The 12,357-nt window shown below is 68.1% G+C and carries 10 protein-coding genes and 1 pseudogene; 5 read left to right on the top strand and 6 right to left on the bottom strand.

From position 1 onward, the window contains the following. Positions 1-356: pseudogene (locus tag RTM68_RS02845) on the top strand (hypothetical protein); the annotation flags it as partial. After that, positions 349-2,007, top strand: coding sequence for a GMC family oxidoreductase (locus RTM68_RS02850; RefSeq protein WP_312168048.1), 1,659 nt, complete (start codon positions 349-351; stop codon positions 2,005-2,007). The pseudogene RTM68_RS02845 and the gene RTM68_RS02850, both read left to right, overlap by 8 nt. 63 nt (positions 2,008-2,070) lie before the next feature. Here RTM68_RS02850 and RTM68_RS02855 read toward each other — a convergent pair whose 3' ends face one another. From RTM68_RS02855 to RTM68_RS02870, 4 genes are all read right to left on the bottom strand, one after another. Further along, positions 2,071-4,230, bottom strand: a complete 2,160-nt coding sequence (locus tag RTM68_RS02855; RefSeq protein WP_312168050.1) for a 3-hydroxyacyl-CoA dehydrogenase NAD-binding domain-containing protein — start codon at positions 4,228-4,230, stop codon at positions 2,071-2,073. Between the two features lie 6 nt (positions 4,231-4,236). Beyond that, a complete protein-coding gene (locus RTM68_RS02860; protein ID WP_312168052.1) occupies positions 4,237-5,442 on the bottom strand; it encodes a thiolase family protein in 1,206 nt (401 codons plus the stop codon). Positions 5,443-5,515: 73 nt separating this feature from the next. Next, complete coding sequence (locus RTM68_RS02865; protein ID WP_312168054.1) at positions 5,516-6,709, bottom strand: ribonuclease D; 1,194 nt, start codon at positions 6,707-6,709, stop codon at positions 5,516-5,518. Then, positions 6,702-7,283 (bottom strand): DUF3000 domain-containing protein, encoded by a 582-nt coding sequence (locus tag RTM68_RS02870; protein ID WP_312168056.1) that lies wholly within the window; start codon positions 7,281-7,283, stop codon positions 6,702-6,704. The genes RTM68_RS02865 and RTM68_RS02870 overlap by 8 nt, the downstream gene beginning before the upstream one ends. A 25-nt stretch (positions 7,284-7,308) precedes the next feature. Between RTM68_RS02870 and RTM68_RS02875 the strand changes: the two genes are divergently transcribed. Further along, positions 7,309-8,463 (top strand): alpha/beta fold hydrolase, encoded by a 1,155-nt coding sequence (locus RTM68_RS02875; RefSeq protein ID WP_312168057.1) that lies wholly within the window; start codon positions 7,309-7,311, stop codon positions 8,461-8,463. Here RTM68_RS02875 and RTM68_RS02880 read toward each other — a convergent pair. Continuing rightward, entirely contained in the window at positions 8,447-8,878 is a 432-nt protein-coding gene (locus RTM68_RS02880) for a SufE family protein (protein WP_194763991.1), read from the bottom strand. The genes RTM68_RS02875 and RTM68_RS02880 overlap by 17 nt on opposite strands. A gap of 19 nt (positions 8,879-8,897) precedes the next feature. Further along, positions 8,898-9,791 (bottom strand): sulfurtransferase, encoded by an 894-nt coding sequence (locus RTM68_RS02885; protein WP_312168058.1) that lies wholly within the window; start codon positions 9,789-9,791, stop codon positions 8,898-8,900. A gap of 147 nt (positions 9,792-9,938) precedes the next feature. On the opposite strand from RTM68_RS02885, the gene zapE reads away from it, so the two are divergent. Then, positions 9,939-10,988 (top strand): cell division protein ZapE, encoded by a 1,050-nt coding sequence (gene zapE, locus RTM68_RS02890; RefSeq protein WP_312168060.1) that lies wholly within the window; start codon positions 9,939-9,941, stop codon positions 10,986-10,988. A 114-nt stretch (positions 10,989-11,102) separates the two neighbouring features. After that, the gene (locus tag RTM68_RS02895; protein ID WP_312168061.1) at positions 11,103-12,341 is read left to right on the top strand and encodes an ammonium transporter; all 1,239 of its coding nucleotides are present in this window, start codon (positions 11,103-11,105) and stop codon (positions 12,339-12,341) included. Positions 12,342-12,357: the final 16 nt, after the last annotated feature.

Here is a 12,357-nt window from a genome sequence, read left to right on the forward strand (position 1 = left end):
CGGACGCCGTCGCAGCGCCGGGCACACTCGTGGCCGTGGGCAACACCGAGAGCTACGGAGGGGGCATGCCGGTCTGCGCGGGGGCGGCGGCCGACGACGGTCTCCTCGACCTCGTGCAGGTCGCACCGCTCACTCGCCGTCGTCTGCTCCGGCTGTTCCCGCTGCTGCTCCGAGGCACTCACCTGACGCGCCGTGAGGTGACGCGCAGACGCGCCCGCCGCGTGACGGTGAGCGCGCCGGGGCTCGTCGTATACGCCGACGGCGAGCGCATGGGTGAGGACGAGTGCACGATCGGGATCCGGCCGGCCGCGCTCACCGTCCTGGTGCCCGCAGCGGAGGAGGCGGATCGTGGGTGACGTCAGCAGGGAGAGGCGACAGGGCGTTCCGTTCGATGAGGATGTCGTCGTGATCGGCTCAGGCTTCGGGGGGTCCGTCTCAGCCCTGCGGCTCGTCGAGAAGGGGGACCGTGTGCTCGTCTACGAGGCGGGGCGCCGCTTCGAGGACGAGGATTTCGCGAAGACCAGCTGGGACGTGCGTCGCTACCTGTGGGCGCCCGCGCTCGGCTGCCACGGCATCCAGCGCATCCATCGCCTGCCGCACGTGATGATCCTCGCGGGAGCGGGCGTCGGCGGAGGGTCCTTGAACTACGCCAACACCCTCTACCAGCCCGGCGGCGCCTTCTTCACCGACCCTCAGTGGAGCGCACTCGCGAACTGGGATGCCGAGCTCTCGCCGCACTACGCGACGGCGAAGAGGATGCTCGGCGTGGTCGAGCGCTACCCGCATTCGGGTCCGGTCGAGCGCATCATGGCGGGCGCTGCAGACGATCTCGGTGTCGGCAGCACCTTCCGGCGGGCTCCGGTGGGTGTGTGGTTCGGCACACCGGGGGAGCGCACGTCCGATCCGTTCTTCGACGGAGAAGGCCCCGACCGCACGGGCTGCACGCTCTGCGGCAACTGCATGGTCGGATGCCGTGTGGGTGCGAAGAACACGCTGATGAAGAACTACCTCGCACTCGCCGAGCGCCGTGGCGCGGTCATCGAACCTCTCCGCACGGTCACCGAGGTGCGTGAGCTCGTGGGCGGCGGGTTCGCCGTGACGACAGAGCGCAGCGGAGCCTGGCTGCGTCGTGAGAGACGCACCGTGCGCGCCCGTCAGGTCGTGCTGGCCGCAGGCACCTGGGGCACGCAGCAGCTGCTGCATCGGATGAAGCACTCGGGTGCTCTTCCCCGAGTGTCGGACGCCGTCGGGCGACTCACGAGGACCAACTCCGAAGCACTCGACGGCGCGGTCGCGGCCCGGGTTCCGACCTCGCTCGAGCTCGCGAAGGGCGTCGCCATCACGACCTCGTTCCATGTCGACGAGCGCACGCACGTCGAGAACGTGCGCTACGGCCCCGGATCGAACCTGATGGGGGCACTGGCGTCGATCATGGTGCCCGGTGACCTGCCGCTCGTCCGCCGTCTCGGCAGCCTCGTCGCTCGGTTCCTGCGCGCCCCGATCCGCCAGGTGCGGCTCGGTTCTCTCCGGCGCTGGAGCGAACGCGGCATCATCGCCCTCGTCATGCAGACCGTCGACAACTCGCTCACGCTGTCGCTGCGGCGCCGTTTCGGACGCCTGGTCATGACGAGCAGACAGGGGCACGGCGAGCCGAACCCGAGCCACCTCCCGCAGGCTCATCGCGCCGCGGCAGCGATCGCCGCGCGGATGCAGAAGGAGGGCGGCGTGCCGGCGGAGGCGCGGGGGTCGTGGCCGGAGATCTTCGGCATCCCCCTCACCGCGCACTTCCTCGGCGGTGCCGTGATCTCCGCATCGCCGGAGACCGGTGTGGTAGATCGATACCACCGCGTATGGGGGCACCCCGGACTGCACGTCGTCGACGGGGCGGCGGTGCCCGCGAATCCGGGCGTGAACCCGTCGTTGACGATCACCGCGCTCGCCGAGCGTGCCATGTCGTTCTGGCCGCGCTCCGGCGACGTCGACGAACGCCCCGTTCAGCAGGCATAGCCACCTCGCAACAGGCATGACGAAAGGGGCCGCGCCGGGCGCGACCCCCTTCGATGCATCCGATCAGCGGCTCTCGATGCCGCGGATCTGCGGGGTGTGGAACTCTCCGCCGAAGGCGCGCTCCGAGGCGCCCTCGCGGTCGAGGTAGGGCGAGGCCCCACCGTCGATGAACGGCCAGCCCGCGCCCAGGATGAGGCACAGGTCGATGTCCTCGACCTCCGGCACGACCCCCTCGTCGAGCATGAGCTTGATCTCGCTCGCGAGCCCGTCCTGCACGCGCTGCAGGATCGTCTCGGCCGACGCGGGCGTCTTGCCGAGGGCGGGCTTCAGCAGCTTCTCGGCCTGCTTCGTCCAACCGGTCACCCGACCGCCCTTGTCCTTCTCGATCACCGCGTCGAGCTCCGCGAGAGCGTGGAAGTTCTCGTTCGCGTAGAAGCGATCCGGGAACGCGTGCGCCATCGTGTCCTGCACGTGAGCGGCGACCTTCCATCCGACCAGGTCGATCAGCTGGAAGGGTCCCATCGGCAGTCCGAGGGGCGCGAAGGCCTTCTCGACATCCGTGATCGGGGTGCCTTCGTACACCGCGCGAGCCGCCTCGCCCATGACCTTGGCCAGCAGACGGTTCACCACGAAGCCCGGAGCATCTGCGGTGAGCACCGCGTTCTTGCCCAGGTTCTTCGCGACGACGAACGCGGTCGACAGCGCCGCCTCCGACGTCGTCGGCGTCTTCACGATCTCGATCAGCGGCATCACCGCGACCGGGTTGAAGAAGTGGAAGCCGACGAGACGCTCGGGATGAGCGAGCTTCGCGCCGATCTCCTCGACCGACAGCGATGAGGTGTTGGTGGCGAGGATCGCATCCTCGGCGATGATCTTCTCGATCTCGCCGAACACCTGCTGTTTGACGCCCACCTCCTCGAACACGGCCTCGATGACGAAGTCGCAGTCCGCGTAGAGGCTCTTGTCGGTCGTGCCGTTGACGAGCGCACGCAGCCTGTTCGCGGAGTCCGCGTCCAGGCGGCCCTTGCCCTCGAGCTTGCCGATCTCCTCGTGGATGTAGGCCACACCCTTGTCGACGCGCGCCTGGTCGAGGTCGGTGATCAGCACCGGCACCTGCAGTTTGCGCACGAACAGCAGCGCGAACTGGCTCGCCATGAGACCCGCACCGATGATCCCGACCTTGGTGACCTTCTTGGCGAGTGCCTTGTCGGGAGCACCGACAGGCCGCTTCGCACGCTTCTGCACGAGGTCGAACGCATACATGGATGCGGCGAACTGGTCGCCCGTCACCAGCTCGGCGAGAGCCTCGTCCTCGCGGGCGAAGCCCTCGGCCTTCGTGCCGCTCTTCGCCCTGTCGAGCAGGTCGAGCGCGGCGTAGGGCGACTTCGGCACGGTGCCGATCTTCGACTCGAGCATGCCTCGGGCCATCTTGATGGCGATCGGCCACTTGGTGAGTCGCTCGATCTTGCCCGGCTCGTTCTTGCGCTCGACCTTCTTGCCGCCGAGGACGGCGTCGGCCCAGGCCAGCGAGTTCTCGAGGTAGTTCGCCGCGGGGAAGATCGCGTCGACGATGCCCAGATCGAACGCCTGCTGCGGCTTCAGCATCCGGTTCTGCTTGAGCGGGTTCGAGATGACGACCTCGAGGGCGTTCTCGATCCCGATCAGGTTGGGAAGCAGGTAAGCGCCGCCCCAGCCGGGGATGATGCCGAGGAAGACCTCGGGGAGCGCGATCGCCGCGGCGGATGCGTCGACGGTGCGGTAGCTCGAGTTGAGCGCGATCTCGAGACCGCCGCCCAGCGCCAGCCCGTTCACGAACGCGAACGACGGGACGCCGAGCTCGCCGAACTTGCCGAGCACCTTGTGGCCGAGCTGCGCGATCAGGCGGGCGTTGTCACGCGAGCCGACCTTGCTGATGTCCGAGAGGTCGGCCCCGGCGGCCAGGATGTACTGCTTGCCGGTGATGCCGACGGCCTGGATCTCTCCGGCGGCGGCGCGAGCGGCGAGGCCGTCGAGCGTCTCGCCGAGAGCGGTGAGCGTCGCCGGGCCCAGGGTGTTCGGACGCGTGTGGTCGCGTCCGTTGTCGAGGGTGATCAGGGCGAGAACCTTGCCCGACGCGAGACGGATGTCGCGCACGGGAGAGTGCGTGATCACCTCGCCGTCGGTGAGGGCCTGGATGGGGGAGAAGTCGACGTTCGCGTACTGTTCGGAAATCGAGTGTGCCATCGGCGCTTACTTCCTCTTCTTGCCGTCGAAGTGCGGGTTCTCCCAGATCACGGAGCCGCCCTGGCCGAGACCGACGCACATGGCGGTCAGGCCGTAGCGCACGTCGGGGCGCTCGGCGAACTGCGCCGCGAGCTGGATCATGAGACGCACACCGGATGCCGCGAGCGGGTGTCCGAGTGCGATGGCGCCGCCCCACTGGTTGACGCGGGGGTCGTCGTCCGCGATGCCGAAGTGGTCGAGCAGCGAGATGACCTGGATCGCGAAGGCCTCGTTGAGCTCGAACAGGCCGATGTCGGCGATCGTCAGCCCGGCCTTCTTCAGCGCCTTCTCGGTCGAGGGGGTCGGGCCGATGCCCATGATCTCGGGCTGGACGCCCGCGAAGGCGAACGACACCATGCGCATCTTCGGGGCGAGACCGAACTCCTTCACGGCACCGCCTCCGGCGAGCAGAGACATCGTCGCGCCGTCGGTGAGGGGCGACGACGTGCCGGCGGTCACGCGTCCGTGCGGACGGAACGGCGTCTTGAGCGCCGCGAGGTCTTCCATCGTCGTCTGCGGGCGTCGGCCCTCATCCTCGGTGGCGAGTCCCCAGGCTCCGTCGGCGGTCTTGGTCGCCACCGTCACGAGGTCGGGCTGGATCTTCCCGGCGTCGTACGCCGCCTGCACCTTGTGCTGGCTGAGCATGCCGAACCGGTCCGAGCGCTCCTTGGTGAGGTGCGGGAAGCGGTCGAAGATGCGCTCGGCCGTGACACCCATGTTCAGGGCGCCGGGGTCGACCATGCGCTCCGCCACGAATCGGGGGTTGGGATCGGCGTTGCCTCCGATGGGGTGGTGGCCCATGTGCTCGACGCCACCGGCGAGGGCGAAGTCGTACATTCCCACGCCGATGGATGCGCCCATCGTCGTGACGCTCGTCATCGCTCCGGCGCACATGCGCTCGACCGCGAGGCCGGGCACGGTCTGCGGAAGTCCGGCGAGGATCGCCACCGAGCGGCCGAGGGTGAGGCCCTGGTCTCCCGTCTGGCTCGTCGCCGCGATGGCGACATCGTCGATGCGATCAGCAGGGACGGCTGCGTTCCGCTCCATCAGGCCGATGGTCGCCTTCACGGCGAGGTCATCTGCGCGGGTGTTCCAGTACATGCCCTTTTCGCCGGCGCGCCCGAAGGGGGTGCGCACTCCATCGACGAAGAAGACGTCCGAGATCTCGGCCACTCTGCCTCCAAGTTTGTGCGGTGGCCTCAGTCTATGGAGGCCCCGAAACGGGGAGGAATCGGTTGGGTCGAACCTACGAAGCGGACGCGGACGCCTCGTCGACGGGTTGCGCTGCTTCTACAAAGGCAGCCGCGATCTTCTGTGCGGTCTGTGCAATCTGCCACGGACGTGCACCGAGCGCGGCGAGGGCTGAGGCGATGGCTTCCGGCGTGGTGCCGGGGACATCCCATGCGATGCGTCGGAGGTAGTCGGGGGTGAGGAGGTTCTCGGTCGGCATGCCGAGTTCCTCGGCGGTCGCCTCGACGAGCGGCCTCGCGGCCTTCAACCGGGCATCGGCCTCGGGGTTGCGATCGGACCACGCGCGGGGAGGCGGCAGCGTGTCGCTGGGCACGCGCTCGCGAGGGAGCTCTTCGGTGGTACGGCCGTCGACCATGGCCTGCCACCACCGGTCGAGTTGCGTGCGGCTGGCCCGGCCCTGGAACTCCTTGATGCCTGCGAGGGCCTGCTTGCTCTGCGGGTTGGCCAGCACTGCGGCGACGAGCGAGCGGTCGGGCACCAGGCGTCCGGGAGAGACGTCCTGCTCCTGCGCGAACGACTCCCGGGCCTGCCAGAGCGCGCGGGCGACAGCGAGGTTGCGTGCCCCGCGCACCTGGTGCAGCCCGCTCAGACGGCGCCAGGGATCCTCACGAGGAGGCTTGGGCAGCCGGGTGAGCGTCGCGGCGAACTCCTCGGCCGCGTACTCGGTCTTGCCCTGCTCTTCGAGCTCGAGGGTCAGGGCCTCGTACACGTCGATGAGGTGGAGCACGTCGAGAGCGGCGTACTCGAGCCACGCCGCAGGCAGAGGTCGCGTCGACCAGTCGGCGGCCGAGTGCTCCTTCTTGAGCGTGATTCCCAGGGTGCTCTCGACCACGGCGGCGAGTCCGACGCGCTCGTGTCCCAGAAGACGTGATGCCAGTTCGGTGTCGAAGATCGACGGCGGCAGGAGGTCGAGCTCGCGAAGCGAGGGCAGGTCCTGGCTGGCGGCATGGAAGATCCATGGCACGTCGCCGATGGCGGCTTGAAGAGCGCTGAAGTCGCCCAGCGCCGGCGGGTCGAACAGGAAGACGCCGGCATCGCGCCGGAAGACCTGGACCAGGTACGCCCGCTGGGAGTAGCGGAATCCGGATGCCCGCTCGACGTCGACGGCCACCGGGCCGGTTCCTGCGGCCAGCGTGGCGCATGCCGCTTGGAACTCCGAGACGTCGGAGATCACGGAGTATTCAGTCACGTGCTGCCTTTCGCGCGCCGATCACGGCGATGCCCTCGGAACCCGGCGGAAGACCCGCCAGCATTCCCACCAGTTCGGCCCATGCCTCGACGTGAGGTCGGAAGGGGCCTGCAGGCGTCCAGGACGCCCTCAATTCTATCTGCGCTCCGTCGCCTTCGTCCGCGAGGCCCCCGAAGCCCTTCGAGAGGGTCTTCGTCGAGGTCCCGGATTCGGCGTGATAGACAGCGCCACGGGAGTCGAGTGCATCGACGAGCCAGGACCAGGTGACGTCGGCCAGGAGCGGGTCCGTACCGATCTCGGTCTCGAGAGGAGCCTGGGCGAAGATCACGATTCGCCAGGCCCCGCCCCAGGCCGAGGGCGCATCCGGGTCGTGCAGCAGCACGAAGCGTCCGGTGCCGTAGACGGACTCCCCGGAGTCGTCTGGGCGGACGTCGGCGGCCAGCGCCACGGCGTAGGGCGCGAGGCCCTGGGGGGTCGAGATCTCCCGCACCGTGAGGTCGGCGCGGAACGCTGTGTCTCGGAGTTCGGCCACAGCGGCGTCGAAGATCGTCCCGGCATCGGGGTGTGCGGTCACGGCAACAGGCTAGAGTCAGGAAGCGATGAAGAGTCTCAGGCACGCCGTTGCGCTCCTTGTCCCCGGATTGTTCGCCCTCGGTGGCGCGATGACGCTGCTGGTGCTCAGCATCGCCCGGCGGGTGGTGCTGCCGGCCAAGCGGCCCGCCGACGTCGAGATCCTCGCGGTCGACACGGGCGCTCAGACGATCGAGCTCACGCGCACTCCAGATACCGAACTGCCCGGTCGCTACGGTCTGTTCACCACGGGCACTCACGGTTACGTGAAGCTCGGTGCGGTGCTCGGCGCGGATTCCGGCACCGTGCGGCGCAAGCTGCTCACGCAGATCGAGCCGGGTGCGCGGGTCGACCGTGCCGCCGCCTTCAGCGGTTGGTACTACTCGTCGCCGAGCGAGCTGCACCTGCGCTGGGAGAACGTCCTGATCGGCTCACCTGCGGGCCCGTGTCCCGCGTGGTACTTCCCTGCGGCCTCCAAGACCTGGGTGATCCAGATCCACGGGCGCGGCGTGACCCGCGCGGAGTGCCTGCGCGCAGTACCCGTGCTGCATGCGGCCGGGCTCCCGAACCTCGTGATCTCCTACCGGAACGACGGCGAGGCGCCGCGCAGTCGGAGCGGCGCGTACGCTCTCGGGGCAGCGGAGTGGCGCGACGTCGACGCGGCGATCTCGTACGCGGTGCGACGCGGCGCGGAGCGGGTGGTGCTCATGGGCTGGTCCATGGGCGGGGCCGTCGCGCTGCAGACCGCGCTCAACTCGGGGAACCGGTCTCGGGTCGCAGGGCTCATCCTCGAGTCGCCGGTCGTCGATTGGCGCGGCGTGCTGCGCTTCCAGGCGAAGAAGGCCGGCATGAGGGCGCCGCTTCCAGACCTCGCGATGAGCGCTCTCTCGGCGCCTCTGACGGCCCGCCTCAGCGGAGCGGACGAGGCGATCTCGTTCGACCGGCTCGACATCGTCGCGCGGGCCGAGGAGCTCGACCTGCCGATCCTCATCCTGCACAGCGATGATGACGGTTTCGTGCCCGCCGACGCATCGCACGCCCTGCAGCGCGCGCGCCCCGACATCGTCACGATGCCCCGGTTCTCGGTCGCCCGCCACACCAAGCTGTGGAACTACGACCAGATGGGGTGGAGCGCGGCGATCACCGACTGGCTCCGTGATCAGGGGCTCAGCGCTTCTGCCTGACCTGCTTCTTGGCGCGCATGAGCATTCCGGTCATGCCGCCGATGCGCAGCGGTGAGACCGCCTTCGTGAGGCCGATGGACTGCGGATAGTCGTCGGGGATCGCGAGCACCTCGTCGGAGGTGAGGCCCGTGATGCCCTGCACCAGGATGCTGGCGAAGCCGCGCGTGGTCGGTGCCTCGGGTGGGGCTGTGGCGTGCATGGTGACGATGTCGTCGATCACCTCGACGTAGATGTAGACAGGCGACTGGCACTCGGCGACGCGCTCGCACATCTCCGGATGGTTCGCGACCTCGTCGGAGACCTCGGGAAGCTCATCCGAGTACTCCAGCAGCAACAGCAGTCGATCGGCCTCAGGGGTCTCGAGGAACCCGTCGCGGATGTCGGCGAGAATGTCAGGGAGTTCGCTGGTGCTCATCCCTGACATTCTCACACGGTCAGAGGGTTCCCGGCTCTGCGCCCGTGACGATCGGAACGCGCACGGCGCTGCCCCACTCCGTCCACGACCCGTCGTAGTTACGGACGTTCTCGAAGCCGAGCAGGTGCTTGAGCACGAACCAGGTGTGGCTGGAACGCTCCCCGATGCGGCAGTACGCCACGACCTCGTCGCCGTCGGCCAGGCCGGCGCCGTCGCGATAGATGGCGTCGAGCTCGGCGCGAGACTTGAATCCGCCGTCTTCAGCGACCGCCTTGGCCCACGGGACGCTCTGCGCGGTCGGGATGTGCCCCGCCCGCAGGGTTCCCTCCTCGGGGTACGCGGGCGCCGTGGTGCGCTCACCGCTGTACTCCTCGGGAGAGCGCACGTCGATCAGCGGGCTGCCGATGTGCGCGAGCACGTCTTCCTTGTACGCGCGGATGACGGAGTCGTCGCGTTCGACGATCGGATACTCGGTCGGGGTGATCTCAGGCGCGTCCCTGGTGATCTCTCGACCTTCGGCGATCCAGCGGTCGCGACCGCCGTCGAGCAGGCGCACGTCCTCGTGGCCGAAGAGGGAGAAGACCCACAGCGCGTAGGCCGCCCACCAGTTGTTCTTGTCGCCGTAGATGACGACGGTGTCGTCGCGCGAGATCCCCTTGCGGCTCAGCAGCGCCGCGAAACCCTCGCCGTCGACGTAGTCGCGAACCACCGGGTCGTTGAGCTCGGTGTGCCAGTCGACCTTCACCGCGCCCGGGATGTGTCCGGTCTCGTAGAGCAGCACGTCCTCATCGGACTCGACCACGACCAGCCCCGGCTGACCGAGGCGCTCGGCGAGCCAGTCGGTGGTGACGAGACGGCCGGGTTCGGCGTACTCGGCGAACTTGGGTGACGACGTGTCGAACTCGATGGCCACAGGGATCTCCTCAGACTGTGAGCGGCGGTGCTGCCGGGTGCGGACGGCGTAGTGTTGATCCGTCACTTCGACGATAGATCCACGCCGAGCGCTCTGCACCCGATTCGTAAGACTTCGACACAGCTGCGCCCCCGATACAGGACCGTGATGACCGACACGCCCACCCGCACGGGTATCGTGCACCTCACCGATCGCCAGCCGACCGTCAGCGGTCCCGAGATGCTCGCCAGCCTCGTGCCGCCGCCGCAGTTCGACGGTGCCACGTTCGAGAGCTATCGGGCGGACGATGCGTACCCCTCGCAGGACGAGGCCAAGGAGACGCTGATTCGCTTCGCGGGCCGAGGCGCTCCGACCAAGCGGGGCGGGTTCTTCAGCCGCGCGAAGAAGGAGCCTGAACTCAAGCCCGGCGTCTATCTCGACGGTGGGTTCGGTGTCGGCAAGACCCACCTGCTCGCGTCGATCTATCACGCGATGCCGGCAAGAAGGAAGTATTTCGGATCGTTCATCGAGTACACGGCGCTCGTCGGCGCGCTCGGCTACAAGAACACCGTCGATCTGCTCAAGGGTGCAGATCTGCTCTGCATCGACGAGTTCGAACTCGACGACCCGGGCGACACGATGGTGATGACCCGCCTGATCGGCGAACTCGTGCCGACGGGCACGAAGCTCGCGGCCACCTCGAACACGCCGCCCAACGCCCTGGGTGAAGGGCGCTTCGCCGCCCAGGACTTCCTGCGTGAGATCCACGCGATGTCGGACAGCTTCCAGACCATCCGCATCGACGGTGTCGACTTCCGTCAGCGCGCGCTCGACGGGCACGCAGTGGTGAGCGACGAGGCCACGTACTCCGAAGCCGTCGCCGCCGGCGCCGCCGAGGGAACGGCATCCGATGACTCCTTCGCCGACGTGATCCGCCACCTCGCACGGGTGCATCCGTCGCGCTACCTCCGTGTGATCACCGGGCTCGACCTCGTCGGACTCCGCGACGTGCACGTGCTCACCGATCAGTCGGAGGCACTGCGCTTCGTGGCCTTCGTCGACCGGGTCTACGACGCGCAGATCCCGATCGTGGCGACGGGCGTGAGTCTCGACCAGGTCTTCGCCGAGGAGATGCTCGGCGGGGGATATCGCAAGAAGTACCTGCGCGCCATCTCCAGACTCAATGCACTCACACACGCGGATCGCAGCATCGCGTAACGCGATGTTCACACAGGAGCCGTGTCTGTAACACCCAGGCAACAAACTTCACGCATTCCGGAAATCGGGCCTCGTCACACTGAAGCTCTCAGTTCCCGAATGTGAGGTTTGACTATGGATGCTCCAGGCAACATCTCCTGGGCGATCACCGCGACCGCCCTCGTACTGCTCATGACGCCCGGCGTCGCCTTCTTCTACGGCGGCCTCGTGAAGGCCAAGAGCGTCGTCAGCATGATGATGATGAGCTTCGGTTCTATCGGACTCGTGGCCGTGCTCTGGATCCTCTTCGGATTCTCGATGAGCGCCGTCGACAGCCCCACCGCCTTCGCAGGCAACCCCTTCGCCGACTTCGGCCTCTCGTCCCTCGCCGCCGGTGAGGGCTCCAACGTCGCACTGCTGGGCGTCGCCTACGGCGCCACCTTCGCGATCATCACCGTCGCACTGATCTCCGGTGCGATCGCCGACCGCGCGAAGTTCGGCAGCTGGCTGATCTTCGCCGGCGTGTTCGCGACCGTCGGCTACTTCCCGGTCGCCGCCTGGGTCTGGGGCGGTGGCTGGATCATGAACCTCGGCGCCACGCTCTTCGGCGAGGACAGCGGGATCGGCGTGATCGACTACGCCGGCGGAACGGCAGTGCACATCAACGCCGGTGCGGCGGCTCTGGCCCTCGCACTGGTCCTCGGAAAGCGCATCGGATTCCAGAAGGGCATCCTGAAGCCGCACAACGTGCCGCTCACGCTTCTCGGCGCTGCGCTCCTCTGGTTCGGATGGTTCGGCTTCAACGCCGGAGCCGAGTGGCTCGCGGAGGACATGGGCGGTGTCGGCCTCATCGGGCTCAACACCCTCGGCGCCACCGCGGCCGCGATCCTCGGATGGATCCTCATCGAGAAGATCAAGGACGGCAAGCCCACCTCGGTCGGCGCCGCCTCGGGTGCCGTCGCGGGTCTCGTCGCCATCACCCCCGCCTGCGCCAACCTGACCCCCGGCTGGTCGCTGCTCCTCGGTGCCGTCGCCGGTATCGTCTGCGCACTCGCCGTCGAGATGAAGTTCCGTCTCGGCTTCGACGACTCGCTCGACGTCGTCGGCATCCACCTCGTCGGTGGCCTGATCGGAACCCTCTACCTCGGCTTCTTCGCCACCGGCACCGGCCTGTTCGTCGGTGGAGACGCCCGCCAGCTCGCCGTGCAGGCGATCGCCGCCCTCGGAGTGCTGATCTACTCCTTCGTGGTCGCATTCATCATCGGCTTCGCGATCGAGAAGACGATCGGCTTCCGCGTCACCAACGAGGACGAGATCGCAGGTGTCGACCAGGTCGTGCACGGCGAGGAGGGCTACGCACTCGCCGACGCATGACATGCGGTTAGGGTGA

The organism is Microbacterium sp. (assembly GCF_031988965.1).
Lineage (GTDB): Bacteria > Actinomycetota > Actinomycetes > Actinomycetales > Microbacteriaceae > Microbacterium.

Bases quoted from the DNA above. Each gene is read 5' to 3' on its own strand.
- RTM68_RS02880 (WP_194763991.1), bottom strand. From the start codon at position 8,878: ATGAGCACCAGCGAACTCCCTGACATTCTCGCCGACATCCGCGACGGG.
- RTM68_RS02895 (WP_312168061.1), top strand. From the start codon at position 11,103: ATGGATGCTCCAGGCAACATCTCCTGGGCGATCACCGCGACCGCCCTC.
- RTM68_RS02855 (WP_312168050.1), bottom strand. From the start codon at position 4,230: ATGGCACACTCGATTTCCGAACAGTACGCGAACGTCGACTTCTCCCCC.
- zapE (WP_312168060.1), top strand. From the start codon at position 9,939: ATGACCGACACGCCCACCCGCACGGGTATCGTGCACCTCACCGATCGC.
- RTM68_RS02875 (WP_312168057.1), top strand. From the start codon at position 7,309: ATGAAGAGTCTCAGGCACGCCGTTGCGCTCCTTGTCCCCGGATTGTTC.